The organism is Rhodococcus globerulus NBRC 14531, assembly GCF_001894805.1.
Lineage (GTDB): Bacteria > Actinomycetota > Actinomycetes > Mycobacteriales > Mycobacteriaceae > Rhodococcus_F > Rhodococcus_F globerula.
Map to the genome: position 1 here is coordinate 166,999 of NZ_BCWX01000006.1, position 25,790 is coordinate 192,788.

19 protein-coding genes and 1 tRNA gene are annotated in these 25,790 nt (G+C 63.0%); 12 read left to right on the forward strand and 8 right to left on the reverse strand.

The features are described 5' to 3' along the window. Positions 1-56 precede the first annotated feature (56 nt). The 4 genes from cysD to RG2_RS26485 are packed head-to-tail and all read left to right on the forward strand — an operon-like array spanning position 57 to position 4,337. The gene (gene cysD, locus RG2_RS26470; RefSeq protein ID WP_033236080.1) at positions 57-983 is read left to right on the forward strand and encodes a sulfate adenylyltransferase subunit CysD; all 927 of its coding nucleotides are present in this window, start codon (positions 57-59) and stop codon (positions 981-983) included. Next, complete coding sequence (gene cysC / locus RG2_RS26475) at positions 983-2,827, forward strand: adenylyl-sulfate kinase (RefSeq protein ID WP_033236081.1); 1,845 nt, start codon at positions 983-985, stop codon at positions 2,825-2,827. The genes cysD and cysC overlap by 1 nt, the downstream gene beginning before the upstream one ends. Next, on the forward strand, positions 2,824-3,969 hold the full coding sequence (locus RG2_RS26480) for a 3'(2'),5'-bisphosphate nucleotidase CysQ (RefSeq protein ID WP_033236082.1): 1,146 nt from the start codon (positions 2,824-2,826) through the stop codon (positions 3,967-3,969). The genes cysC and RG2_RS26480 overlap by 4 nt, the downstream gene beginning before the upstream one ends. Beyond that, positions 3,966-4,337: a limonene-1,2-epoxide hydrolase family protein gene (locus tag RG2_RS26485; protein ID WP_033236083.1), complete on the forward strand. Its 372-nt coding sequence runs from the start codon at positions 3,966-3,968 to the stop codon at positions 4,335-4,337. The genes RG2_RS26480 and RG2_RS26485 overlap by 4 nt, the downstream gene beginning before the upstream one ends. Before the next feature lie 7 nt (positions 4,338-4,344). On the opposite strand, the gene RG2_RS26490 is transcribed toward RG2_RS26485, so the two are convergent. Both RG2_RS26490 and RG2_RS26495 read right to left on the reverse strand, forming a co-directional pair. Next, positions 4,345-5,493, reverse strand: a complete 1,149-nt coding sequence (locus RG2_RS26490) for a N(5)-(carboxyethyl)ornithine synthase (protein ID WP_033236084.1) — start codon at positions 5,491-5,493, stop codon at positions 4,345-4,347. Positions 5,494-5,728: 235 nt separating this feature from the next. Next, positions 5,729-6,106 carry a MarR family winged helix-turn-helix transcriptional regulator gene (locus RG2_RS26495; protein WP_033236085.1) on the reverse strand — a complete coding sequence of 126 codons (378 nt, stop codon included), beginning with the start codon at positions 6,104-6,106 and terminating at the stop codon, positions 5,729-5,731. Positions 6,107-6,191: 85 nt separating this feature from the next. On the opposite strand from RG2_RS26495, the gene RG2_RS26500 reads away from it, so the two are divergent. Then, positions 6,192-7,706 carry an MFS transporter gene (locus RG2_RS26500; RefSeq protein ID WP_033236086.1) on the forward strand — a complete coding sequence of 505 codons (1,515 nt, stop codon included), beginning with the start codon at positions 6,192-6,194 and terminating at the stop codon, positions 7,704-7,706. Positions 7,707-7,763: 57 nt separating this feature from the next. Here RG2_RS26500 and RG2_RS26505 read toward each other — a convergent pair whose 3' ends face one another. The 4 genes from RG2_RS26505 to RG2_RS26520 form a co-directional block, all read right to left on the reverse strand. Then, positions 7,764-9,626, reverse strand: coding sequence for an FAD-dependent monooxygenase (locus RG2_RS26505; RefSeq protein ID WP_033236136.1), 1,863 nt, complete (start codon positions 9,624-9,626; stop codon positions 7,764-7,766). A 2-nt stretch (positions 9,627-9,628) separates the two neighbouring features. After that, entirely contained in the window at positions 9,629-10,939 is a 1,311-nt protein-coding gene (locus tag RG2_RS26510) for an MFS transporter (RefSeq protein WP_033236087.1), read from the reverse strand. Between the two features lie 128 nt (positions 10,940-11,067). Beyond that, positions 11,068-11,994, reverse strand: coding sequence for a LysR substrate-binding domain-containing protein (locus tag RG2_RS26515; protein ID WP_033236088.1), 927 nt, complete (start codon positions 11,992-11,994; stop codon positions 11,068-11,070). Between the two features lie 83 nt (positions 11,995-12,077). Next, positions 12,078-12,153, reverse strand: a tRNA-Arg gene (locus RG2_RS26520). Between the two features lie 198 nt (positions 12,154-12,351). Between RG2_RS26520 and RG2_RS26525 the strand changes: the two genes are divergently transcribed. Continuing rightward, the gene (locus RG2_RS26525; protein WP_033236089.1) at positions 12,352-14,721 is read left to right on the forward strand and encodes a phosphoketolase family protein; all 2,370 of its coding nucleotides are present in this window, start codon (positions 12,352-12,354) and stop codon (positions 14,719-14,721) included. A gap of 45 nt (positions 14,722-14,766) precedes the next feature. Here the strand turns inward: RG2_RS26525 and RG2_RS26530 are convergent, their stop codons facing one another. Together RG2_RS26530 and RG2_RS26535 are read right to left on the reverse strand one after the other, a co-directional pair. Further along, the gene (locus RG2_RS26530) at positions 14,767-15,474 is read right to left on the reverse strand and encodes a DUF305 domain-containing protein (RefSeq protein ID WP_371851347.1); all 708 of its coding nucleotides are present in this window, start codon (positions 15,472-15,474) and stop codon (positions 14,767-14,769) included. A gap of 1 nt (position 15,475) precedes the next feature. Next, a complete protein-coding gene (locus RG2_RS26535) occupies positions 15,476-16,303 on the reverse strand; it encodes a thioredoxin-like domain-containing protein (RefSeq protein WP_033236091.1) in 828 nt (275 codons plus the stop codon). Between the two features lie 217 nt (positions 16,304-16,520). Here RG2_RS26535 and argS point away from each other — a divergent pair, with 217 nt between their 5' ends. From argS to rho, 6 genes are all read left to right on the forward strand, one after another. Beyond that, positions 16,521-18,173, forward strand: coding sequence for an arginine--tRNA ligase (gene argS, locus RG2_RS26540; RefSeq protein ID WP_033236092.1), 1,653 nt, complete (start codon positions 16,521-16,523; stop codon positions 18,171-18,173). Next, complete coding sequence (lysA, locus tag RG2_RS26545; protein WP_033236093.1) at positions 18,170-19,591, forward strand: diaminopimelate decarboxylase; 1,422 nt, start codon at positions 18,170-18,172, stop codon at positions 19,589-19,591. The genes argS and lysA overlap by 4 nt, the downstream gene beginning before the upstream one ends. Next, positions 19,588-20,901, forward strand: coding sequence for a homoserine dehydrogenase (locus RG2_RS26550; RefSeq protein WP_033236094.1), 1,314 nt, complete (start codon positions 19,588-19,590; stop codon positions 20,899-20,901). Before lysA ends, RG2_RS26550 begins: the two co-directional genes overlap by 4 nt. Then, positions 20,898-21,980, forward strand: a complete 1,083-nt coding sequence (thrC, locus tag RG2_RS26555) for a threonine synthase (protein ID WP_033236095.1) — start codon at positions 20,898-20,900, stop codon at positions 21,978-21,980. The genes RG2_RS26550 and thrC overlap by 4 nt, the downstream gene beginning before the upstream one ends. A 44-nt stretch (positions 21,981-22,024) precedes the next feature. Further along, positions 22,025-22,969: a homoserine kinase gene (gene thrB, locus RG2_RS26560; RefSeq protein ID WP_033236137.1), complete on the forward strand. Its 945-nt coding sequence runs from the start codon at positions 22,025-22,027 to the stop codon at positions 22,967-22,969. A gap of 468 nt (positions 22,970-23,437) precedes the next feature. Then, a complete protein-coding gene (rho, locus tag RG2_RS26565; protein ID WP_033236096.1) occupies positions 23,438-25,603 on the forward strand; it encodes a transcription termination factor Rho in 2,166 nt (721 codons plus the stop codon). Positions 25,604-25,790 lie beyond the last annotated feature (187 nt).

Consider the following 25,790-nt stretch of genomic DNA (forward strand, 5'->3'; position numbering starts at 1 on the left):
CATTCTCGAACCAGTCCGGTACAAAAATGTACCGGCACCGAGTAGGAGCTGAAGCGATGCCAGCACTCCAGACCCCGCCCGCTTACGAGCTGTCCCACCTACGGGCGCTCGAGGCCGAGGCAGTCCACGTATTCCGGGAAGTTGCCGCGACTTTCGAAAAGCCGGTGCTTCTGTTCTCCGGTGGCAAGGATTCCGTGGTGATGCTGCATGTCGCGGCCAAGGCCTTCTGGCCGGCGCCGTTGCCGTTTGCCGTCATGCATGTCGACACCGGGCACAACTTCGACGAAGTAATCGAGTTTCGTGATCGAACCGTGGACCGGTTCGGATTGCGCATGGTGATCGCCAGCGTGCAGGACGACATCGACGCAGGCCGGGTCAGCGAGGAAACCGGCGTCGGGGCGAGTCGCAATCGTCTGCAAACTCACGCACTGCTCCGCGGTATTCGGGACGGGAAGTTCGACGCCGTATTCGGTGGGGCTCGCCGGGACGAAGAGAAGGCGCGAGCAAAAGAACGAGTGTTCAGTTTCCGGGACGAATTCGGCCAATGGGATCCCAAGATGCAGCGACCGGAACTGTGGAACCTGTACAACGGCAAACATCGTAAGGGCGAACATATTCGGATCTTCCCGCTCTCCAACTGGACCGAACTCGACATCTGGCAGTACATCGAGAGCGAGATGATCAATCTTCCGGAGATCTACTACGCCCACCGAAGGCAGGTAGTGCCGCGGGACGGAATGCTGTTGGCGCGCACACGATTCCTCGAACTGCAGCCGGGGGAGGAATCGTACGAAGCGTTGGTGCGTTTCCGGACTGTTGGCGACGCCACCTGTACAGGGTGTGTGGAGTCGTCCGCCGAAACGGCCGCCGCCGTCGTCGAAGAAGTGGCCGCGAGCCGGATCACCGAACGCGGAGCAACCCGGGCGGACGACCGGATCTCCGAGGCCGGCATGGAAGATCGAAAGAAAGAGGGGTACTTCTGATGCCGCAACTCCTCCGAGTCGCGACCGCGGGCAGCGTCGACGACGGTAAGTCGACGCTCATCGGCCGATTGCTCTACGACTCCAAATCGATCTTCGAAGATCAACTCGAAGCGGTCGAACGCAGCAGTCGTGAACGTGGTGACGAGTACGCCAACCTCGCACTGCTCACTGACGGATTGCGTGCCGAGCGTGAGCAGGGCATCACTATCGATGTGGCACACCGATATTTTGCCACTCCGCATCGCAAGTTCATCATCGCGGATACGCCCGGGCATGAGCAGTACACCCGGAACATGGTCACCGGTGCGTCGACAGCCGACCTCGCCCTGATCCTGGTCGACGCGCGCAAAGGTGTGCTCGAACAAACACGCCGGCATGCGTTTCTGTCGACTCTCTTGGGAATTCCGCACCTCGTGCTGTGTGTGAACAAGATGGACCTCGTTGGGTGGTCGCAGGACCGGTTCGAGGAGATCAAGGAAGAGTTCCGGCAGTTTGCGATCAAGCTCGACGTCCACGATCTGTCCTTCATCCCCGTATCGGCGCTGTTGGGGGACAACATCGTTGCGCGTACCGAGAACATGTCCTGGTACGACGGTCCGTCGCTGCTACACCATCTCGAGCAGGTGCACATCGCGTCGGATCGCAATCTCATCGATGCGCGATTCCCGGTGCAGTACGTCATCCGTCCGCAGCAGCAGACCGATGCAGATCTTCACGACTTCCGTGGATACGCCGGGACCGTGGCCAGTGGAGTCTTCAAGCCAGGCGACGAAGTAGTAGTTCTCCCTTCGGGTTTCACGTCGACGGTCAAGGCCGTTCACGGACCGGGCGGAACGGCGATTGCCGAAGCTTTCGCGCCGTCCGCCGTCTGCATCGAACTGAGCGACAATCTCGACGTCAGTCGCGGAGACCAACTGTGTCGGATCAACAACCGGCCACAGGTAGGCCAGGAGATCGACGCAATGATCTGTTGGCTCACCGACCAAACCACACTGTCGGAGAACAACCGGTACTCGTTGCTGCACACCACTCGTTCGACGAAGGCACAGATTGTGCGCCTCGACTACCGCCTCGATGTCAATACACTGCACCGCGACGAGAACGCGGAGGCGCTGTCGCTCAACGAGATCGGGCGCATCTCCATCAAAACGCAGCAGCCGCTGATGTTCGATCCCTACCGTCGGAATCGCGTCACCGGCAGCTTCATCCTCGTGGACGAGATCACCGGAAATACCGTCGCAGCGGGAATGATCAACGGCCCGACGCTCAAGGATTCACACGTCGTCTGGCACAGCTCCGAAGTCTCCCGAGAGGAGCGCGCGGCAGCAGGCGCCACCGTGTGGCTCACCGGCCTCTCGGCTTCCGGGAAATCCACGATCGCAGTGGAACTCGAACGCAGGCTGGTTGCGGCAGGTACCCCCGCCTACCGACTCGACGGGGACAACCTTCGACATGGACTCAATGCCGATTTGGGATTCAGTGCACAGGACCGCGCCGAGAACGTGAGGCGGGTGGGATCGGTGGCGCAGCTGTTCGCCGATTCCGGCGCAGTCGCCGTGGCTTGCCTGATCAGTCCGTACCGCGAGGATCGGGACCGCGTCCGCGCTGCTCACGAAGCTGCGGGACTGCGTTTTGTCGAGGTGTATGTCGATACTCCGATCGAGCAGTGCGAGGCGCGGGATCCCAAAGGCATGTACGCAAAGGCGCGGGCGGGGGAGATTACGGGCTTCACCGGCGTCGACGATCCCTACGAGGTCCCTGAACACGCCGAACTGGTAATTCGACCCGAAGACGGAACGCCTGCCGAACTGGCACAGCGAATTATGGAAGTGTTGGCGCTGTGAGTGAACCAACGCACAGCCGAACTGCCGACGCCGAGTTGGCGAAGCACTTGGCAGAAGCCGCCGGAGCCATCCTTCTCGGTATTCGAGCGGAGGGTCTTGGCGCCGGCGACGGCCGGGAATTGGGCCGGCGCGGGGACAAAGCAGCCGACGTCTTCATCCTCGACCAGTTGGCCGAGGCCCGTCCAGATGACGCAGTCCTTTCCGAAGAATCCGCCGACGATCGCACCAGGCTCGAAGCGTCGCGCGTATGGATCATCGACCCTCTGGACGGATCCAAGGAATACGGGATGCCCGCTCGCTCCGATTGGGCGGTGCACGTCGCGCTCTGGGAACGAGGACACGGCATAACTGCGGCGGCGGTGTCGCAACCAGCCCTTGGGCAGGTGTACTCGAGTATCGACGCAGTGTCGGACGCACCGGCCAACCAGCCACTTCGTATTGTTGTCAGCGGCTCGCGCCCGCCCGCGTTCACCGATGCGGTGGCGGCCGAGCTTGGCGCAGAGGTTGTGCACATGGGCTCGGCTGGTGCCAAGGCGATGGCCGTCGTGCGCGGCGACGTCGACGCCTACCTGCATGCCGGTGGGCAGTGGGAATGGGATTCGGCTGCGCCGGTCGGCGTCGCGCAGGCGGCGGGGCTGCACTGCAGCCGCATCGACGGTTCGCCGTTGTTGTACAACGAATCTCATCCGTATCTGCCGGACCTGGTGATCTGCCGACCAGAGCTGGCCGAGTCGATTCTGCGTGCAATTGCCAAGCACTCCACGGAGTCTGCCGTCAGCGGACGCGTTGCGATGGCGCGGGAGTACGTGAACGCGTTGCTCACTCACGACGCAACCAAGGTCCGTTTTGCCGCCGACGCGTGGCGCGTGGAGAACGGTCAACGAACCGGTGACACCGGCGCTTTCATCAGCAATGAACTCGAACAGGGGCAGCAGTACCGCGGAATTGTCGCCATACGTGAACTCGCGCTGCGTGAGTGGGGCGAAAGCGTCGTAGCGCGGTATCTGATGGACCTCGGAACCCCGGGCCAAGCGCCTGCTGTCACGGTGTTCATCACCGAGTACTTCGGAATACCGGCAGGGGAGATCGAAAGCATCATGGCAATTATCGAACCGCACCCGAAAAAGGATGACGCACAATGACACCCGACACTTTGGTCACCGAATTCTGCAAGGAATGGGCCGACGCGGACATCGCGAAGATCGTCGACTACTTCACCGATGACATCGTCTACCACAATATTCCGATGGAACCCGTGGTCGGGCGCGAGGCCGTCCGGACATTCATCGAGCAGTTTGTGGGTGCCTTCGGCAACATCGACTTTCAGACCAAGCGTCAGGTCTCAGGCGGTGACGTAGTCATGAACGAGCGCATCGACGTCTTCAGCATCAACGGCGCGGAGGTAGCGCTACCGGTGATGGGCGTGTTCGAAGTCCGTGACGGGAAAATCAGCGCCTGGCGCGACTACTTCGACATGGCGCCGATCACGGCGGCAGCCGGCCAGGGCTGATTGTTCACTACGCCAGAATCGGGTGTGGGTAGTCCGGTGAGCGGTGCTGGAATCGGGTGATGGCCGGATTCACGATGACGCCGTCACGGATTTCGATGGCCCGATCCAAGGTCTCGTCTGCTTTCCACGCCGTCTCGCCCGCCATGACGGCAGGTAGGTAGGGGAGAAGTGATTCGCTGATCTCCCACGATGCGGAGTTCCACAGGTACGACGGGCTGTGATCGACGCCGTAGTAGGTGATGTTGTCACCGACGATGAAGGTCGGCTCCGCGAACGAGGTGGGGCGAGCCCAGCTGAATCCCATTCCTTCGTCGCACGAGACGTCGACGATGAGGCTGCCGGGTTGAAAGTTCACGAGGTCTTCCTCGGTGAGGAACGTCAGCGGTGTATCCGTGTTCTGCAGTACACAATTGACGACGATGTCGTGCTCGGCGAGGAAACCGGGAACCGGCACGCTGTGATTGTCGATCATCACGTGACTGCCGCGAACATCACCGTTGTTGTTGTCGAAAGAGACCATCCGAGCCGAGTGGATGGGGGAGCTGACGGCGGTGACGCCGCGTTGGGTCAGCACGTCGACTTCATGGATACCATGCGCCTTGAGTGCCGTGACGGCGCCGCGGGCGGTGGCACCGAAACCGATGACGGCAGCGGTGAGGCGTCGCCCGTAGTCGCCGGTGGAACCGATCAACTGCAAGGCATGGAGAACCGAGCTGTAGCCCGCCAACTCGTTATTCTTGTGGAAGACATGCAAATTGAAGGATCCGTCGCTGTGCCAGTGGTTCATGGCCTCGAAAGCGATGAGAGTCAGCTTCTTGTCGATCGCGATCTGGGTCAGTTCGGTGTCCTGCACGCAGTGCGGCCAGCCCCAGAGCACCTGGCCGGTGCGGAGTTCGGCGAGGTCGGCCGCCAACGGTTTCGGTAGGAGAACCACATCGGTTTCCGCCAAAATTTCCTTGCGCGTGCGGATTCCGGCCACCAGGCCTGAGAGGGTGTCGTCTGAGTACCCGAAGGCATGGCCGTAGCCCTCTTCGAGGTAGATGCGCGAGCGAAGTTCAGCGTCGATCCGATCGAAATGGGCAGGGTGGATCGGCAACCGGCGTTCTGCCGGTTTGCTCGACTGTCCGATGACTCCAAGGGTGCGTACGTTGTTCAATTGTGTATCTCTCGATAGGAGCAGGTAGAGATGTCAGGCAGGAGCCTGAGGGAAGAGCAGAAGCCGCAGGAACGCTGGCAGAATGCCTGGACCAGGACCGCCTGAGGGCGTGCTGGGTGCGCTGCTGTCGATCGCCGACGGCGTCAGAAAAGCGCGTCGGTACCAGGCCAGTCTAGCCGTGTTCGTTGATCGCCCGGGGTTCGGGCATGCGACGGTACGGTCGAGTGAGTAAGGGCTATTGCGCGCGCAGGTGTGAATTCAGCACGGCCAGTTGAATTTTGCTGGCATCCGAGTGGACTTCGCGCCCTTTGTCGGTGACGTCGATGAAGACTCCGCGCCGGTCGGCCTCGCACAGCGCTCGTTGAACCAGTCCGGCCTTCTCGAGACGGGCGACGCTGCGGGAGAGCGCACTGGGACTCAGGTACATCTCCGAGGCCAGATCCTGCATCCGTGGACGCTCACACGAGGTGTCCATGAGTCGGTCGAGAGCCTCGAAGTCGCTCATGCTCAGGCCATGCGCAGACTGCATCTGGCGATCGAGTTCGCATGCGATGTCGTTGTAGCTGGTCGACAGCGAGCGCCAGGTGTTGCGCAATTCGGATTCCGACGTCACGACCGCATTCTAGTTGAAGACTCGATTACGTGCAATTGCATTAAATGCTTGTGCATTAAGTGCATGTGCATCTATTCTCGCTGACGTGACTTGCACAGACTCGACACTCAAACCATTCGATTCGCCGAAATCCCCGGGTTCTACGGAATCCACGGATCCGGCCACAGGGGAGGGTTGGTCCCTCAAGCTGTGGGGCATCCTCGCGGTGCTCTGCCTCGTGTTGTTCCTCGACGGTCTCGATGTGTCGATGGTGGGCGTCGCTCTACCGTCCATCGGCGATGAACTGGGCCTTTCCACTACTTCGCTGCAGTGGATCATCAACGGCTACGTCCTCGGATTCGGCGGACTGCTGCTACTGGGTGGACGCACCGCCGACCTCCTCGGGCGTAGGAAGGTCTTCCTGATCGCTCTCACCGTGTTCGCAATCGCCTCGCTGGTCGGTGGCCTCGTCGACAACGGAACACTGCTGATCGCATCACGATTCGTGAAGGGACTCGCTGCCGCGTTCACCGCTCCGACCGCGATGTCCATCCTCACCACGACGTTCAAAGAAGGTCCGGCCCGTAACCGGGCGCTGTCCGTGTTCTCGGTATTCGGTGCCAGCGGCTACTCGTCCGGACTGATTCTCGGCGGGCTGTTGACCAGCGCCGGTTGGAGATTCACGTTCCTGATGCCGGTGCCCTTCGCTGTCATCGCGCTGATCGGTGGGTACTTCCTCATTCCGCGGGACCGTCCCGCGGACAACGGCGGACACGACCTGGTTGGCGCCGTCACGTTGGTGACGGGAATGCTGCTCACGGTCTACACGATGGTCTCGGCTCCGACTCGTGGTTGGGCGCACCCGATGACCTTGGGGTCGTTTGCCGTGGCAGCGGTGCTCTTGGCGACGTTCTTCGTCGTGGAGAAGAAGGTGGCGCACCCGCTTGTGCGCCTTGGACTTCTGCGCGTCGGCAGCATCGTCCGCGCGAATCTCGCCATCATCGCGCTCTTCGGGTCCTATCTGAGCTTCCAGTTCATGATGACGATCTTCCTGCAGTCCGCCCTCGGCTGGTCGCCCCTGAAGATGGCGATGGCACTGCTCCCCGCCGGCATCATCGTTGCCTTCGGTTCGCCGTTTGTCGGACGGTTGGTCGACCTGTACGGCAGTGCCACACTCATCATCGCGGCACTGACGTCGCTGAGCGTCGGGTACCTCTGGTTCCTGTTTGCCGGGAGTGATTCACCGTCATACGTTGTGGCAATTCTGCCCAGCGTCATTCTGCTCGGCCTTGGATTTGCCTTGGGCTACACCTCGATCATGGCTCAGGCAACCTCTGGCGTCGACGACTCGGAGCAAGGTTTGGCCTCGGGTCTGGTGAACACGTCGGCTCAGGTCGGTGCGGCCCTTGTGCTGGCACTGACGACGGCCCTGGTCACCGCTGGCTCGCACACCGCGACTGGCGCGGGGACTGCCGGGTTCCAACAGTTCCATCCCGGACTGATCCTGGTTACCGGCGTTGCGCTGGTGGGCTTGGCCATCACCGTTTCGCCCTTGGTGCGGGGAAGATCGGTACGTGGAAAGCGCACCGATGCGGAGAAGGAGTTGACGCCCGTCTCCTAGTAAAAAAGTTCAGCCGCGCAGGAGAATTCCTGCGCGGCTGAACGTGTGAATCGTGGACTAGCGGGAAGCGGACCCAAGAGCACTGTCGAAGTCGGCAGTGCTCGCCTGCGAACCGAGGATCATGGCCAGGCGCACCAACATGCCTTCACGATCAGCCGGCTCGGCCTGATCGAGTGCGTTGGAGAGTGCCAACCACACGTGCTCACGACGGGCATCGTCTCCGACCGCTGCAGCTGTCACGGACACTGCCGCGTCGAAGTGGGTCGGCGCAGTTCCGGCGGTGAGATGCTTGGCTACATCGCCCAATTGTGCGGGATCGCTGATCCGGCACAGAACCAAACCGTCGGGGCGGATGACGAAGATCTCGCCGACGCGAGCACCGAGGGCGGAAGCAAGGTCACCGCTAGCGTCGTCGACCGTGGCATCGGCACCGCCCACGGTGATTACCCGCACGGTTTCCGGTGCAAGTGCGCGAGCAAGAACGTCGGCCTGCGCGGCGAGTTCGGAAGCCAATTCAGCCGACAGGCCGAAGGCCAGCACACCGAATCCCGTACCGCGCAAACGATTCAAGGAGGTTTCCGAGCCGCCCGCCGAGACCTCGACGATCCTGTCTTCGAGCGGATCGCCGGGCAGGACGCCTTGGGTGCCGGGAGTGGTTGGCCACGTCAGCGGTGAGAGGTGGGCGTGTGTTGCGCTCGACTGGCGCGGATTGATCAGGTGCGCGAATTCGCCTCGAGTGGTGGCGAGTTCGAGCACCGCGTCGCGAGTGGTTCGGTGTCCGTGGCTACCCGGGGACATGATGAGCGTCGACTTGCCTGCATTGTCGACGTTCTGCTGCCACGCGCTGCGACGTTCCGTCGAGTACGCGTCGAGGATGGCGGTATCGGACGCTCCGTTGATGACGGAGGCCAACTGCCACACCAGGGTTTCGGCGTCTTCCATGCCGGAGTTGAGGCCACGAACACCGAAGATAGGGACGAGATGCGCTGCGTCGCCGGCAAACAGCACGCGGCCGTGCGTGAAATCTTCCAAGGCCAGTGCATGAGCGCGGTAGAAACCGAACCATTCGAGGGTCCACGGGATGTCGCTCTGCAGCCATTCGAGGTGGCGCGTGATGCGGTCGCGGATGCGATCTTCCTGCGTCTCCGCCTCGGGATCGTCCGACGCGTCGAGTTGGTAGTCGATGCGCCAGATGTCACGCGGCTGGCGGTGCATGATGATCGTGGAACCCGGGTTGCTCGGCGCGTCGAACCACACCAGACGCTCGGCCGGTAGTTCCGATTCCCAATGAATGTCCGCGATGACGTAGTTGCCCTCGTAGCTGTTGCCCTGCAGGCGGATTCCGCTGAGTTCGCGCATCTTGCTACGGCCACCGTCGGCGGCAACGACCCAGGCGGCACGGAGTTCGCGAGTTCCGAACGCGGTGTCGACGGTCAACGTCACCTCGTCGTCGCCGGCCGCGATGCCCGCGATCGACGACGACCAGTGGAAGTTCACGAGGGGGTGAGCGAGCAGCTTGTCCGTCATGATCTGCTCGAACTCGGATTGCGACACGTTGACCATGGGGCCGCGCGCATCGTGATCGGCGGAGGCCATGCGGAAGTGCAGCACTTCCTGATCACGGTAGTAGCTCCGGCCACCCACCCACGGCAGAACGATGTCTTCGAGTTCGGCGCCGAAGCCGAGACGCTCGGCAACTTCGAGGCTGTGCCGCGACACGCAGATTGCGCGGCTGCCGAACGAAACCTGATCTGCCGCTTCGAGAATTGTGACGGGAATGCCGCGCTGGGCCAAGCCCATGGCAACGCCCATGCCGACGGGGCCGGCGCCGACGATCACTACCGGGAGCGCGTCGGCCGACGGAGCCAGGGACGCAAAATCCTCGGCGGCGTACTTCTTCGGATGAAAGTAAGTCGACATGATCACGAGGCTTTCTGTGCGGCAGAAGGTTCGGGGAGCAACAGGATCGAGACGAGGCTGATCACGGCGATTCCCACGAAGTAGACGGTGATGGCGAGCGACGTGCCGAATCCGGCAAAGAGTGCGGTGGCGATCATCGGGGCCAGGCCGCCGCCGAGGATGGCACCGATCTGGTAGCCGAGCGACGCTCCGCTGTAGCGGATGTGGGCGGGGAACAGTTCGGCGAACAGCGCGGATTGTGGGCCGGCGCAGCAGCCGAGCGTGAAGCCAAGGCCGATCATCGCAAACAACATCGCCGGGATGATCGCGGTGTCCATGAGCGGGAAGAATGCTGCCGCGGCGACGACCAACGCGATGGAGCTACGGATGTAGACGGTTCGGCGTCCGATCGAGTCCGACTTGTGCGCGCTGAATGCCATTCCGGCCATCCAGAAGGGGCAGGACGCGATGAGCAGGAACAGCATCGTGGTCTTGCTGAATCCGAGTTCCTTCTCGCCGTACTTGAGGACGTACACCATGTACGCGTACGCGATTCCGTTGGTGGCGATGAAGGTGCCACCGGCGAGCAGCACGGTCTTCCAGTGCTTGGTCAGCACCTCGAGGATCGGCAGTGTCTCCGCAGGAGCGTCGTCCTTGGACGCGGTGAACTCGTCACTTTCCTCGAGTCCGAGTCGAATCCACATCGCGACGCCCACCAGAACAGCGCTGAGCAGGAACGGAATTCGCCAACCCCAGGAGTTGAAGGTGCTGTCGTCCATGAACGCGGCGAGCGGCAGGTACACGAGGTTGGCCATCAGCACACCGGCCGGCACGCCGATCTGCGGCGCCGCGCCGTAGAGGCCCTTCTTGCCTTCTGGTGCATTTTCGGTCGCAACCAGGACTGCTCCACCCCATTCGCCGCCGACGCCCAGGCCCTGGATGAAGCGGAATGTCACGAGGAGGACGGGCGCAAAGACACCGATAGAGTCGTAATTCGGCAGCAGGCCGATGGCAACGGTCGCGCCGCCCATCAGGAGCAGCGAGAGTACGAGCATGGACTTGCGTCCGATGCGGTCGCCGAAATGTCCCATCACGATTCCGCCGATGGGGCGCGCGATGAATCCTACGGCGAGTGTCGCGAAGGCGGCCAAGGTTCCGGCGAGTTCGGACGTGCCGGGGAAGAACTGCGTGCCGAGTACAAGCGCCGCAGCGGTGCCGTAGATGAAGAAGTCGTACCACTCGATGGCGGTGCCGACAAAGCTGCCGAGGGCGGCTTTGCGCGCTTTGGCGCTCGCGGCAGCGCGCACCGTATGCGGCGTGGCGGTGGAGGTCATGAATTGCCTTTCGACATGAATATCGCTTGAAGACACAATGACGCGCGCCACAACACTTGAAAAGCTAAAGAATTGGAGGTTCTTCCACGGAAAAATGATGGAAGGAGAGATTTGTCCTGGTCGGGTCGTTATTGGCGATCGTCCTGCTGTGAAACGAATTCTATAAAACTTCGTGCCACTCGACTGAGGCGTGCGTCCTGGTGCCAGGCGAGCACTACGTCCACCGAAGGAACTGCAGGCGATCCGATCGTTTTCACGACTACCTCGAGGCCCTCGTACGTAATGTCCATCTTCGGGCGTTGGAGCAGGAGCGTCCAGCCGAGACCGCGCCCGACAAAGGCTCGCGCCGTCTCGAAGTTCCCGGTTCGGTAGGCAACGTCCGGGACGAACCCGCCGAGGCGACACACGTCGAGTGCGTGTTTGGTGCTCGGTGGCGCGTTGAGGAGGACCATCGGAAACTTGGCGAGATCAGGGAGATGAATGGGGTTCTCCGATTGCGCCAACGGGTGCTCGGCGCCCAAGACGATCAGAGGTTGTCGGGTGGTCAACGGAATCGTGCGCAGTTCCGACGAGAGATCCAGGTCGTACGCGATCGCAAGATCCAACTCGCCGTTTTCCAGATGGGTCTGCAGTCGGTTCTGGTTGTCCTCGCGAAACTCCACCTGTGTTGCCGGGTAGGTGCGTGTGAAGCCGGCGATCATCGACGGCAGAATTGTCGGCCCCAATGCGGGGTAGCACCCGATCGCAATGGGCCCGGAAACGGTGCCGGCAGTTCCGAGTGCGTCGGACTCGAGTTCGTCGGCCTGTTGCAGGAGGGCGCGTGCGCGCACCAGAACGGATTCGCCGGTGCGAGTGAGTTGTACGCCGAATGATCGACGACGAACGCACAGTTGAACTTTCAGGGCGCGTTCGAGTTCGGTGATGGACGCTGACAGTGCCGAGGGGGAGAGGTGCATGAGATCGGCGGCAGCGGTGATGGTTCCGGTCTCTGCTACCGCCACAAACGCGGCAAGCTGACGCATCGTGTAGGTCGGGGCAGAATCGCGGCGCGGCATGCTGCCAACGGTAGTCGCTGAGAAATGAGGCCCGAAAAATGTGGCACCGAGACGCGCAGCCGGTAAGAAAACCTGCGCTGTCGTGGTGCCCCCGGCAGGATTCGAACCTGCGGCCTTTCGCTCCGGAGGCGAACGCTCTATCCCCTGAGCTACGGGGGCGCACCGATAAAAAACGGTGTGCCGACTTGGGCTGCGTTAGCGTAGCGCATCACACCCGCCTGTGGTCAAACCGGCCCCACATAAGAATGCGTCGAGCGTCGGTAACTAAGACATCCGTGCGGTTTGCACCTAGGCTCGCCTCTGGGCACAGGTTCGGGCGGACCGCTCGGGCACCCTCGTGAAGTACGGGAGTCGACGATGACCGATCATCAGTATTCCGACGACGATCTCGAGCTGGACCTGCAGTGGTGGGCAGCCGCGAACTATCTGACCGTCGCGCAGATTTACCTGCAGGACAACACTTTGCTGCGAGAACCGTTGCAAGCGAAGCACATCAAACCCCGACTGCTCGGGCATTGGGGAACCAGTCCGGGTTTGTCGATGATCTACACGTTGCTGAATCGGCACATCGTTGCCACCGACGCGGATTGGCTGTACGTGACGGGGCCCGGACACGGCGGACCGGCATTGGTCGCGTCGACGTACCTGGAAGGGACGTACTCGGAGATCTATCCCGACGTACCGGCGGACGGTGAGGGTATTCATCGGATGTGCCGACGGTTCTCGGCTCCTGGCGGTGTGCCGAGTCACGTCAGCGTGCAGACTCCCGGCAGCATTCACGAAGGTGGCGAGTTGGGGTACGCGCTCGCACACGCGGCGGGCGCCGCGTTCGACCATCCGGACTTGTTGGTGGCATGTGTCATCGGTGACGGTGAGGCGGAAACGGGTCCGTTGTCGGGATCGTGGAAACTCCCGGCCTTCCTCAATCCGCGTCGCGATGGAGCGGTGCTGCCGATCCTGCACGTCAACGGCGCCAAGATCGCGGGACCGACGGTGTACGGGCGCAGCAGCGACGAGGATGTCCAGGCGTTTCTCAGCGGTCAGGGGTGGGATCCCGTTGTTGTGTCCGGAGATGATCCCGGTGCGGTCTTCCCGCAGTTGTACCGAGCAATAGTCAATGCTCACAACACGATTCGTGATCGGCAGGCGAAGGCGCGCGGCGGCGAGGAGTGGTCGGGTAAATGGCCGGCGATTGTCCTGCGCACGCCCAAGGGGTGGACAGGGCCGCACACGGTTGACGGGAAATTGGTGGAAGGTACCCACTGGGCGCATCAAGTGCCGCTGTCGGGAGTGCGCACCAACGAAGCGCACCTGCGCCAACTCGAAGAATGGATGCGTTCCTACCGGCCGGACGAGTTGTTCGACGCAAACGGATCATTGCGACCCGACCTGGCCGCGTTGGCCCCTGCCGGCGACAAGCGGATGGGCAGCACGCCGTACGCCAACGGTGGGCGCCTGCGCGTCGACCTTCCCATGCCGGCCCTCGAGAAGTACGCGCTCCCCATCGAATCGCCGGGTTCGACGTTCCACGAGACCACCAGGGTGCTCGGGGAATTGCTCCGAGACGTCTACGCCGCCACCGAAACCGACGACGGCGGCGGAATCTTCCGACTCTTCTGTCCGGACGAGACGTCGAGTAACCGACTCGGCGCCGTCTTCGAGACAACCGAGCGCTGTTGGCAATTGCCGATCACCGAATTCGACGACGGACTCTCCACAGACGGACGAGTCATGGAAGTGCTCAGCGAGCACCTGTGTGAGGGTTGGCTCGAAGGCTATCTGTTGTCCGGCCGGCACGGAATGTTCGCCAGCTACGAGGCCTTTGCGATGGTGAGCGTCTCGATGCTCATCCAGCACGCCAAATGGCTCCAACATGCAGTCGAATTGCCGTGGCGCGCTCCAGTGGCGTCGCTCAACGTACTGCTCACAAGTACGTGTTGGCGTAACGATCACAACGGTTTCAGCCATCAGGGCCCGGGAATGATCGACGCCGTGATTCCTTTGGCGCCCAGTGTTATCCGTGTGTGGCTGCCGCCGGACTCCAACACGCTGCTGTCGATTTCGGATCACTGCCTGCGCAGCACTGATCACGTGAATCTGATCGTCGTCGACAAGCAGCCACATCTGCAGTACCTCACGCTCGAGCAGGCGCACGCGCACTGCGCTGCCGGTGCTTCGGTGTGGGAGTGGGCGGGAACGGAAGTTCACGGCGAAGAGCCGGATGTTGTGCTCGCGGCAGCGGGAGACGTTCCGACACAAGAAATTCTTGCCGCCGCCCAACTGCTCCGAGAACACACTCCGGACCTACGGGTGCGGGTGGTCAACGTCGTCGACCTCATGGCGTTGCTGACGCCGACCGAGCACCCACACGGATTCGGTGAGCGAATCTTCCTCGATCTGTTCACCGCGCAGACCGACGTCGTGTTCGCGTTCCACGGCTACTCCCGCGCAATTCACGAGCTCATGCACGGGCGGCCGTCGCCGGAGCGTTTCCACGTTCGGGGATTCAGTGAACAAGGAACCACCACAACACCGTTCGACATGGTCGTGCTCAACAAGATGAGCCGCTACCACCTGGTGATCGAGGCACTACGACGCTCGAAGCGGCGAACGGCCGGATCTCCGGAGCTGGCCGAATTCTGTCGGTCGCAGCTGGAGAAGCATTCCCGCTACATCGTCGAACACCTCGAGGACATGCCGGAAATAGAAAACTGGACCTGGTCCTGAAGTAGATCAGGACCAGGCCCAGTTCGGGTCTGGAAAAGAGCCGGATTAATTCATCGGCAGTGGAGCGGCTCCGCGCGCGGCCAGCATGCTGGTCATCAGTGCGGACTCGCTTTGCTGCGTGTCGACCATCGTCTGTGCCAGGGACCGCACCGGGCCCTCGGTGGCATCGGCTGCGGCGTACTCCATCATCGGGAGTCCGCCCTCGTGGTGACGCAACATCAGCTGCAGGAACAGGACGTCGAGTTCGGTGCCGGACGCGGCGCGCAGTGCGGCCAGGTCCTCGGGTGACGCCATGCCCGGCATGGTGTCGACCGGGCCCGAATGATCCATGTCCATCGTGCCCGAGGTCCCGTGCGAACTGTGCCCGGACGAGTCGGACGACATCCACTCCATGTACGGGCCGACCTTGCTGAGGGGTTGGTCCCACATCGTCAGCCAGGCCTGCATCTGGCCGAGCTGATTCTGCTGCGTGGTCAAGATGTCGTAGGCCAACGTGCGTACGTCGTTGTCGGTGGACTTCGTCAGCGCGATGGATGCCATGTCGACGGCCTGGCTGTGATGCACGCTCATGTCCTGCGCAAAGCCCACATCGACGGAGTCCGATGCCGGGACAGTCAGTGAGGACTCGGCGTCTGGACCCAACATGTTGGTGAGCGCACCAAGGGCGAAGCCGATTGCGATAGCGCCGATCAACCCGATGATCAGCAGCGCGGTGCGCTGACTGGGCTTCGACGGCTGGTCGGTGTCTGGCACGTTATCCACCCGCGGGAATCTGCTCGTCGGTAGCTGCCGTGGTGCCTGTGCCGTCCATCGGAACGGCGTCGGGGCCCGGAGCGGTGGGATCGAACGGTGACGTTTCCGGACTGAACAGCGGGTTGGAGCAGCTGGCGCCGACCTCGGGGTAGGTGTTCGGGTTCTGGTTCAGCGCGGTGATGAACTGGTCGATGCGCTCGTCGTCGGCGTTGTCGACTTCGAGGCGATGGCCCCACGACTGGAGCGAGATGGGGCTGCTCTGGCCCGGGTACGGCGACATCAGCATGTAGGACTTGCCGCTGACGCGTGTCGCCAAGCTGTCGATCTGGTCCTGGTCGACAAGATCGGGGTTGTACGAGATCCAGATGGCGCCGTGCTCGAGGGAGTGGACTGCGTTCTCGGTCCGGATCGGGTCTGCGTACACGGTGCCGGTGCAGTTCGCCCACGTGGAGTCGTGCGGTCCACCGAACGGTGGAGTCTGGTCGTAGGCGACGCGCTGCGTGGCCTCGACGTGCTGACCGGCCGGGTACTCGATCTTGAGGACACCGTCGATCTTGTCGGACGGATCCTTGTTCTCGGAGCTGTACTTATAGGGCTCCAGCGCCTGCTGCTCCTCGACCTTCGGCCACAAGTTGACGGCGAGCACTGCAATCAGTGCAAGCACGAGCGCACCGGCGCCGATCGTCAGCCACGGGATCTGGCGAGGGGCGGGAACGCCTCCCTTGCCTTTCTTGGCCGGACGGCCACCCTTGTTGGCAGCCTTGATGGCTTTGGCTGATTTGGCCCCGGATTTATTATTGGGACCGCGACTATCCGAACCGCTTGGCATCGATTGGGCTCTTTCGGTGTGTGGGCAAATATGCAGCAGACCCTCCCGTCGGACGTACGTGACGGTAGCTCGGGCATTACCACTGTACTTTCCGAGTCTGAGGGCAATCTGGGAGAGTGGCGTGCGACACGCCCAAATCGGTCGTCAGCCTACCCGCAGGCGGCCCGGCGCGAGGCGAGTCTCCACCTCGAGTGTGCAGGCAATAAGATGAATACCTGTGACTCCAGCTGACCTTGCCGAACTGCTCCGCGGAACCGCTGCGAGCGTCCTTGCCGAACGCGGCCTCGACGTCTCGGTGCTCCCCGAAACCTTGACAGTCGAGCGTCCTCGCAACCCCGAGCACGGCGACTACGCCACCAACATTGCCATGCAGGTAGCCAAGAAGGTCGGCACGAATCCGCGCGAGCTGGCGGGCTGGCTTGCCGAGGCCCTCACCGCAGCCGAAGGAATCGAATCCGCCGAGATCGCCGGACCTGGCTTCCTCAACATCCGGCTGGACAAGAACGCCCAGGGCGCGATCGTCGTGTCGGTTCTCGAAGCCGGTCCGTCGTACGGCTCGGGCGATTCCCTCGCCGGCAAGAAGATCAACCTCGAATTTGTCTCCGCCAACCCCACCGGACCGATTCACCTCGGTGGAACCCGTTGGGCCGCAGTCGGAGACGCGCTCGGACGCATCCTGTCCGCGCAGGGCGGCCTGGTCACACGTGAGTACTACTTCAACGACCACGGCGCCCAGATCGACCGCTTCTCGCGTTCGCTGATCGCCGCGGCCAAGGGCGAACCGGCACCCGAGGACGGCTACGCCGGCGCCTACATCGCCGACATCGCTCGGACCGTCATGGAGCAGCGCCCGGACGTCATGGACCTGCCTGCAGACGAGCAGCAGGAAACCTTCCGCGCCATCGGCGTCGATCTGATGTTCACGCACATCAAGCAGACGCTCCACGACTTCGGTGTCGACTTCGACGTGTACTTCCACGAGAACTCGCTCTTCGAATCCGGCGCAGTCGAAAAGGCAGTCGAGTCCCTGAAAAGCTCGGGCAACCTGTTCCACGAGGACGGTGCCTGGTGGCTCAAGAGCACCGACTACGGCGACGACAAGGACCGCGTTGTCATCAAGAGCGACGGCAACGCTGCCTACATTGCCGGTGACATTGCTTACTTCCAGGACAAGCGCGCCCGCGGCTTCGATCTGTGCATCTACATGCTCGGCGCCGATCACCACGGATACATCGGTCGGCTCAAGGCCGCCGCTGCCGCATTCGGTGACGACCCGGACACCGTCGAGGTCCTGATCGGACAGATGGTCAACCTCGTCAAGGACGGCTCCGCCGTCAAGATGAGCAAGCGCGCAGGCACCGTCATCACCCTCGACGACCTGGTCGAAGCCATCGGCGTCGACGCGTCGCGTTACGTCATGATCCGCTCGTCCGTCGACTCCAGCATCGACATCGACCTCGATCTGTGGACCAAGACCAGCAGCGAGAACCCGGTCTACTACGTCCAGTACGCGCATGCCCGCCTCTCCGCGATCGCCCGCAACGCCGCAGACCTCGGACTTTCTGCCGACGCGAGCCACCTCGCCCTGCTCACGGTCGAGCAGGAGGGCGATCTCATTCGCACGATCGGCGAATACCCTCGCGTCGTGTCCAGTGCAGCGAACCTGCGTGAGCCCCACCGTATTGCTCGCTACCTCGAAGAACTCGCGGGTGCGTACCACCGCTTCTACGGCGCGTGCCGCATCCTTCCGCAAGGCGACGAAGACGCAACCGACGTGCACCGCGCGCGTCTGGCACTCTGCGCCGCCACCAGGCAGGTCCTGGCCAACGGCCTCGAACTGCTCGGCGTCACAGCACCGGAGCAGATGTGAACGCGCACCCCGCCGGCCCCAAGCATGCCGAGCAGTTGCAGGCCCCCGGTCTGCCCGACCGTCCCACCAGTCCCGAGGCTTTCGGTGAACTCTCGCCGCAGGTGTGGCCGCGCAACGCGGCTCGCGGCGACGACGGCGAAGTAACCCTGGCAGGTGTCAAGGTCAGCGAGCTTGCCGAGAAGTACGGCACGCCGCTGTTTGTCATCGACGAAGACGATTTCCGTTCACGCTGCCGCGACATGGCCCGAGCGTTCGGCCCGGATGCCAAGGTGCATTACGCATCCAAGGCATTCCTGTGTGGTGAGATCGCACGCTGGGTTGCCGACGAAGGTCTGTCACTCGACGTGTGCTCCGGCGGCGAATTGGCAATCGCACTGCACGCCGATTTCCCGGCCGAGCGAATTGCCATGCACGGCAACAACAAGTCCGTCGCCGAGCTGACGGCCGGTGTTGCTGCCGGTGTCGGTCACGTCGTCCTCGACTCTGCAGTCGAGATCGAACGCCTCAACCGCGTCGCCGGTGAGGCCGGAGTTGTCCAGGACGTGCTGATCCGCCTGACCGTCGGCGTCGAAGCGCACACCCACGAATTCATCTCCACCGCACACGAAGATCAGAAGTTCGGATTCTCGTTGGCCGGGGGAGCGGCAATCGACGCAGTGCGCCGCGTCTTTGCCGCCGACAACCTGCGCCTCGTCGGACTGCACAGCCACATCGGCTCGCAGATCTTCGACGTCGACGGCTTCGAGGTGGCAGCCCATCGCGTCATCGGGCTGCTTCGCGACGTCGTCGCGGAGTTCGGCGTCGAGAAGACCAAGCAGATCTCGATAATCGACCTCGGTGGCGGCATGGGGATTTCGTACATCCCGTCCGACGACCCGCCGCCCGTCGACGAACTCGCAGCCAAGCTCGGCCACATCGTGCGCAACGAATCGGCACTGGCCGGACTGCCCGAGCCGACACTGGCCGTCGAACCCGGCCGCGCCATCGCCGGACCAGGCACGGTGACGCTCTACGAGGTCGGCACCATCAAGGACGTCACGGTGGGCAGCGCACTGACACGCCGCTACATCAGCGTCGACGGCGGCATGAGCGACAACATCCGCACATCGCTCTACGGTGCGGAGTACGAAGCCAAGTTGGTCTCACGTACATCCGAGGCCGATCCTGTTGTTGCGCGTGTTGTCGGAAAGCACTGTGAATCCGGTGACGTCGTCATTCGGGACACCTGGATGCCCGAGGACGTCGGACCTGGTGATTTACTTGCGGTAGCAGCGACCGGTGCATACTGCTATTCGATGTCGAGCAGGTACAACCTGCTCACCCGCCCAGCCGTGGTGGCGGTGCGTGACGGAGTTTCACGCGTGATTCTGCGGAGGGAAACAGTGGAAGATCTGCTCAGCTTGGAGGTATCGCAGTGACGAGCCAATCGGCGCATCGCGCTATCGGTGTGGCCGTTCTCGGCCTCGGTAACGTCGGAAGTGAAGTCGTCCGCATCATTCGTGAGCAGGCCGAGGAGCTCGAAGCTCGTGTCGGCGCTCCGTTGGAACTGCGGGGAGTTGCCGTTCGTCGTATCGGCTCCGACCGCGGAATTCCCGAGGACATGCAGACGACGGATGCAGAATCTCTCGTCGCCCGCGAGGACGTGGACATCGTCGTCGAGGTGATCGGCGGAATCGAGCTGCCGCGAAAGCTGATCCTCTCCTCGCTCAATTCGGGCAAGTCCGTCGTCACCGCCAACAAGGCGTTGCTCGCGGACCACACCGGTGAATTGGCGGAGGCAGCCGAAGCAAACTCGGTCGACCTGTACTTCGAGGCGGCAGTCGCCGGCGCGATCCCGGTCATCCGCCCGCTGACGCAGTCGCTCGCAGGCGACCGGGTCAACAAGGTTGCCGGAATCGTGAACGGCACCACCAACTTCATCCTCTCCGCGATGGCCGAAACGGGCGCGGACTACGAGGAAACCCTCGCCGAAGCCGGCCGCCTCGGATACGCGGAAGCCGATCCGACCGCAGACGTCGAAGGCTACGACGCCGCGGCAAAGGCCGCGATCCTCGCGTCCATCGCGTTCCACACCCGCGTCACCGCCGCTGACGTGTACCGCGAAGGAATCTCCACCATCACCTCCGCGGACCTGGCGTCGGCGAAGGCACTCGACTGCACGATCAAGCTGCTCTCGATCTGCGAGCGAATCGTCACGCCCAAGGGGAAGGAACGGATCTCCGCGCGGGTCTACCCAGCGCTTGTTCCGCTCACTCACCCGCTCGCCACCGTCAACGGCGCATTCAATGCCGTTGTCGTGGAAGCGGAAAACGCCGGCCGACTCATGTTCTACGGCCAGGGCGCAGGCGGCGCTCCCACCGCTTCCGCGGTGATGGGTGATCTCGTGATGGCGGCGCGCAACAAGGTTCACGGTGGCCGCGGCCCCCGCGAATCCAAGTACGCCAAGCTCAAGGTCGCTCCGATGGGCGACATCCTCACGCGCTACTACGTGAACATGGAGGTGGCGGACAAGGAAGGCGTGCTGTCCGCAGTCGCCGCCGAGTTCGCGAAGCACGGCGTGAGCATCTCCGTCGTCCGTCAGGAAGGTGCCGGCGCCGGCGCTCGACTGGTGGTCGTCACTCATGTAGCAACCGACGCGGCTCTCTCCGAAACCGTGGCGGCCCTCAACGAACTCGAATTCGTCACCGCTGTGACCAGCGTGCTGCGACTGGAAGGCACTGAACAATGACCGGCATCGTCAATCCCGTCCACAAAGCTTGGCCGGGACTCATCGAGGCATACCGGGATCGTCTGGCAATCGGCGACAACTGGAAGACCGTCACCCTGCGTGAGGGCGGCACCCCGCTCCTGCCGGCCGGTCATCTCTCCGAAATCACCGGTTGTGACGTCTACCTCAAGGTCGAGGGCCTCAACCCCACCGGTTCGTTCAAGGACCGCGGCATGACGATGGCCGTCACCGACGCCCTCGCTCGTGGCCAGCGCGCCGTGCTCTGCGCCTCCACCGGCAACACCTCTGCCTCGGCTGCCGCGTACGCCGCCAAGGCCGGAATGACCTGCGCCGTCCTGATCCCGCAGGGCAAGATCGCCATGGGCAAGCTCGCTCAGGCAGTCATGCACGGCGCCAAGATCATTCAGGTCCAGGGCAACTTCGACGACTGCCTCGAGCTGGCACGCAAGACCACCGCGGAGTTCCCGACCATCGGTCTCGTCAACTCTGTGAACCCGGTGCGCATCGAAGGCCAGAAGACCGCGGCATTCGAAATCATGGACGTCCTGGGCAAGGCTCCCGACGTTCACGCACTCCCGGTCGGAAACGCCGGAAACATCACGGCGTACTGGCGCGGATACTCCGAGTACTACGCGGACGGTCTGACCACGGTCAGGCCCCGCATGCTCGGCGTGCAGGCAGCCGGAGCCGCACCGCTGGTCAACGGTGCGCCCGTCAAGGATCCCGAGACCATCGCCACCGCAATCCGGATCGGTTCTCCCGCATCCTGGAACGGCGCTGTCGCGGCCAAGGAAGAGTCGAACGGCGCATTCCGCGCCGCAACCGACGAGAAGATCCTCGAGGCCTACCGTCTGATCGCTGCCACCGAAGGCGTTTTCGTGGAGCCGGCGTCGGCAGCGAGCGTTGCCGGGCTCCTCGCAGCCCGCGCCGAAGGATGGCTGGAGCCCGGACTGACCGTCGTGTGCACCGTGACCGGTAACGGCCTCAAGGATCCCGATACCGCTCTGAAGGGCATGCCGAACGTCGAGCCCATCGGTGTTGATCCCGTTGCCGTTGCGGCTGCCCTCGAGCTTGCATAGTGTCCGTGGACTCGTCAACCACTCCGCGGAATCCGGTATCTGACATGACCAGAACCCTGCCTGTCGGTATTTCGGTGACCGCACGCGTCCCGGCCTCGAGTGCAAACTTGGGGCCGGGGTTCGACACCCTCGGCTTGGCTCTGGGGCTGTACGACGAAATCGTGGTCACCACAACGGATTCCGGCCTGAATATTCAGGTCGAAGGTGAGGGTGCCGCAGACGTGCCCTGGGGCCCTTCGCATCTGGTCGTTCGGGCCATCGAGCGCGGACTCGAAGCTGCCGGTGTGTGGGCCAGTGGCCTGGATGTGCTGTGCCGCAACGTGATCCCGCATTCGCGTGGGCTCGGTTCGTCCGCGTCGGCGGCAGTGGGCGGACTTGCTGCCGCAAACGGATTGGCCCGTGCACTCGACGCCGAGATCGGTCTCACCGACGAGCAGTTGGTCCAGTTGTCCTCCGAGTTCGAAGGGCACCCGGACAATGCGTCGGCGAGTGTCCTGGGCGGCGCAGTGGTGTCGTGGAGTTGCCCGTCCATCGTTGATGGCGACGAGCCGATCTACTCGGCCGCAAAACTCGACGTTCATCCCGATATCCGTGCAGTAGCACTGGTTCCGGAAGAACGATCCTCCACCGCGCACACCCGCGGACTGCTGCCCGAGATGGTTCCGCACCAGGATGCGTCGTTCAATGCAAGCCGCAGCGCTCTGGCCGTCGTCGCCCTGACGACGCGTCCGGATCTGTTGATGGCAGCCACCGAAGATCGTCTGCATCAGAGCCAGCGCGCGCCCGCGTTGCCGTTGACAACACGATGGATCTCGATTCTTCGTGAGGCAGGTATCGCGGCTACCGTTTCCGGCGCAGGCCCCACCGTGCTCGCGCTGAGCACGGAACCGTTGCCCGAGCAGTTGGCTGAGGCGGCGCGAGCCGACGGTCTCCGGGTTCTCGAACTCGAGATTGCTTCCGGTGTCGAGGTTCGTCCGACCCTGGACTGAGTTGGCTCCCGCCCGGTTGCCAGGGAAGTGAAGTGACACACGCGGGTTTCGGATAATCTTGCCGGACTCGTGGATCGGCGCTATCCTGGCAATGTCCGTACATCGTGCGCGTCAGTCGCCGGTGCATCATCAAGGGGCCAAACTCCTACCCAGTCGGGAATTGGGGTCCACAATCCTTGACGTGATCCTCGCACTTGTACCTTCTCGGGAAGGTCTGAATCCTCGACGGCACAATCCGTCGATGTTTCGTCAGTCGCGGCAGGTGTGCGACAGCATGTCGGTTTGAAACAGGGGCGGTTCGAGCACCGGTTTCCGACGGCCATGTTGATGACGGGCAAGCCGGTAGTTCTTGACATGCAACTCTCGACATGCAACTAAGTACGGCACCTCCGAGTTCGGTAATCAATCGAAACTTCGGGACGAACCCTCGACTCTGCGCCGCGCAAGTGAGGGAAGGAAAGGACCTCCGTGACCGATACGGACCTCATCGCCACCACTGCACCCAAGGCGAATTCCGCTGGGGCGCAGTCAGGCGACAATTCTCAGGCGTCATCTTCAGCACCCAGCGGTGCGGTGGCGACCTCCACGAAGCGTGCCGACGCACGTCGTGGCGCCGGGCTCTCCGGCATGGTGCTCACCGAACTGCGCAGTCTTGCCGGTGAACTGGGCATCAAGGGCACTTCCGGGATGCGCAAGGGCGACTTGATCGCCGCGATCAAGGAACGTCAGGGCGGCAGCGCCAAGGCGGCACCCGCTCAGAGTGAACTCACACTCGACGACGCACCGGTTGCCCGCACACGCGCCAAGAGCACCCGCGCCGCGCGCACCGAAACTGCCGAAGCTCCGGCTCCTGTCGAAGCTCCCGCAGCCGAGCCCGCCGCAGCAGCACCAGCCACGCGTACCGACACGTCCGAAGAAGCCGAGGCGGGAGCCCCTCGTCGTGGCCGTCAGCGTCGCGGCGCTGCACGTCGCGCCGGTTCACCCGACCAGGGCGAGCTGAACATCGAGCAGGAGTCGGCACCGGCTGCTAACGCACCGGCCGCTGTAGCACCGGCAAGTGAAGCACCCGTCGAGCGTAAGCAGAACGAGCGCGCCGAGACCCGGACCGATTCCGAACAGTCCGGCTCTGCCGAGCAGACCACCGAGCGTCCCCGCCGCGAGCGCAACAACCGCGACAACCAGGGACAGCGCGACAACCAGGGACAGCGCGACAACCAGGGACAGCGCGACAACCAGGGACAGCGCGACAACCAGGGACAGCGCGGTAACCAGGATCGTCAAGACCGTCAGGATCGCGGAAATCAGAGCAATGCCGGCCAGAACAACGCCGGCCCTCGCACTGACAACCGCAACAACGGTCCGGACGACGACGAAGAGGGTGGCCGCGGACGTCGCGGACGCCGCTTCCGTGAGCGTCGTGGCCGTGGCCGCGAACGCGGCGAGGGCGGTGCACCCAGCGAGTCACGCGAGACCGAGATCCGCGAGGACGACGTCCTGCAGCCGGTAGCCGGCATCCTCGACGTACTCGACAACTACGCGTTCGTGCGTACGTCGGGATACCTCGCCGGACCCAACGACGTCTACGTCTCCATGAACCTGATCCGCAAGAACGGTCTGCGCCGCGGCGACGCCATCACCGGTGCTGTCCGGGTCTCCCGTGACGGCGACCAGAGCAATCAGCGTCAGAAGTTCAACCCGCTGGTGCGTATCGACACCGTCAACGGTGGTGATGTCGAGGCTGCGAAGAAGCGTCCCGAGTTCAACAAGCTCACGCCGCTCTACCCGAACCAGCGTCTGCGTCTCGAGACCGAGCAGAACATTCTGACGACGCGTGTCATCGACCTGGTGATGCCCATCGGTAAGGGCCAGCGCGCCCTGATCGTGAGCCCGCCCAAGGCCGGTAAGACCAGCGTGTTGCAGGCGATCGCCAACGCCATCGCGACCAACAACCCGGAGTGCTACCTCATGGTCGTCCTCGTGGACGAGCGTCCCGAGGAAGTGACCGACATGCAGCGAAGCGTGAAGGGCGAGGTTATCTCCTCGACCTTCGACCGCCCGCCGGGAGACCACACCTCGGTCGCCGAGCTCGCCATCGAGCGCGCAAAGCGTCTCGTGGAAATGGGCAAGGACGTCGTGGTTCTGCTCGACTCGATCACTCGATTGGGTCGTGCATACAACAACTCGTCGCCCGCGTCGGGACGTATTCTCTCCGGTGGTGTCGACTCCACGGCTCTGTACCCGCCGAAGCGTTTCCTCGGTGCTGCCCGCAACATCGAGCACGGTGGCTCGCTCACCATCATCGCTACCGCGATGGTCGAGACCGGATCCACCGGCGACACCGTGATCTTCGAAGAGTTCAAGGGCACCGGCAACGCCGAGCTCAAGCTCGATCGCAAGATCGCCGAACGTCGTGTGTTCCCGGCTGTGGACGTCAACCCGTCCGGTACGCGTAAGGACGAGCTGCTCCTGAGCCCCGACGAAGCCGCTGTGCTGCACAAGCTGCGTCGTGTCCTGTCCGGACTGGACTCGCATCAGGCCATCGATCTGCTGATCGACCGTCTGAAGAAGAGCAAGAACAACCTCGAGTTCCTGATGCAGGTCTCCAAGACCGCACCGGGCGCAATCGACGACTGATCTTCGGTCACGAAAGAAGAACCCCACAGCCGATTTGGCTGTGGGGTTTTTCGCGTCTGTGGAACAAACTGACGGGGGAGTGCGTTATGGAATTCGTACAGCCCACTTCCTTCAGAAAGTTCAGACGCGGATTACCGGCTCTACCACCACGTCTGGCATACTGAACGGCCGAGTCCGGTTCCGGTTC

Bases quoted from the DNA above. Each gene is read 5' to 3' on its own strand.
- RG2_RS26505 (WP_033236136.1), bottom strand. From the start codon at position 9,626: ATGTCGACTTACTTTCATCCGAAGAAGTACGCCGCCGAGGATTTTGCG.
- thrB (WP_033236137.1), top strand. From the start codon at position 22,025: ATGACCAGAACCCTGCCTGTCGGTATTTCGGTGACCGCACGCGTCCCG.
- thrC (WP_033236095.1), top strand. From the start codon at position 20,898: ATGACCGGCATCGTCAATCCCGTCCACAAAGCTTGGCCGGGACTCATC.
- RG2_RS26525 (WP_033236089.1), top strand. From the start codon at position 12,352: ATGACCGATCATCAGTATTCCGACGACGATCTCGAGCTGGACCTGCAG.
- RG2_RS26485 (WP_033236083.1), top strand. From the start codon at position 3,966: ATGACACCCGACACTTTGGTCACCGAATTCTGCAAGGAATGGGCCGAC.
- cysC (WP_033236081.1), top strand. From the start codon at position 983: ATGCCGCAACTCCTCCGAGTCGCGACCGCGGGCAGCGTCGACGACGGT.
- RG2_RS26535 (WP_033236091.1), bottom strand. From the start codon at position 16,303: ATGCCAAGCGGTTCGGATAGTCGCGGTCCCAATAATAAATCCGGGGCC.
- RG2_RS26515 (WP_033236088.1), bottom strand. From the start codon at position 11,994: ATGCCGCGCCGCGATTCTGCCCCGACCTACACGATGCGTCAGCTTGCC.
- RG2_RS26510 (WP_033236087.1), bottom strand. From the start codon at position 10,939: ATGACCTCCACCGCCACGCCGCATACGGTGCGCGCTGCCGCGAGCGCC.
- cysD (WP_033236080.1), top strand. From the start codon at position 57: ATGCCAGCACTCCAGACCCCGCCCGCTTACGAGCTGTCCCACCTACGG.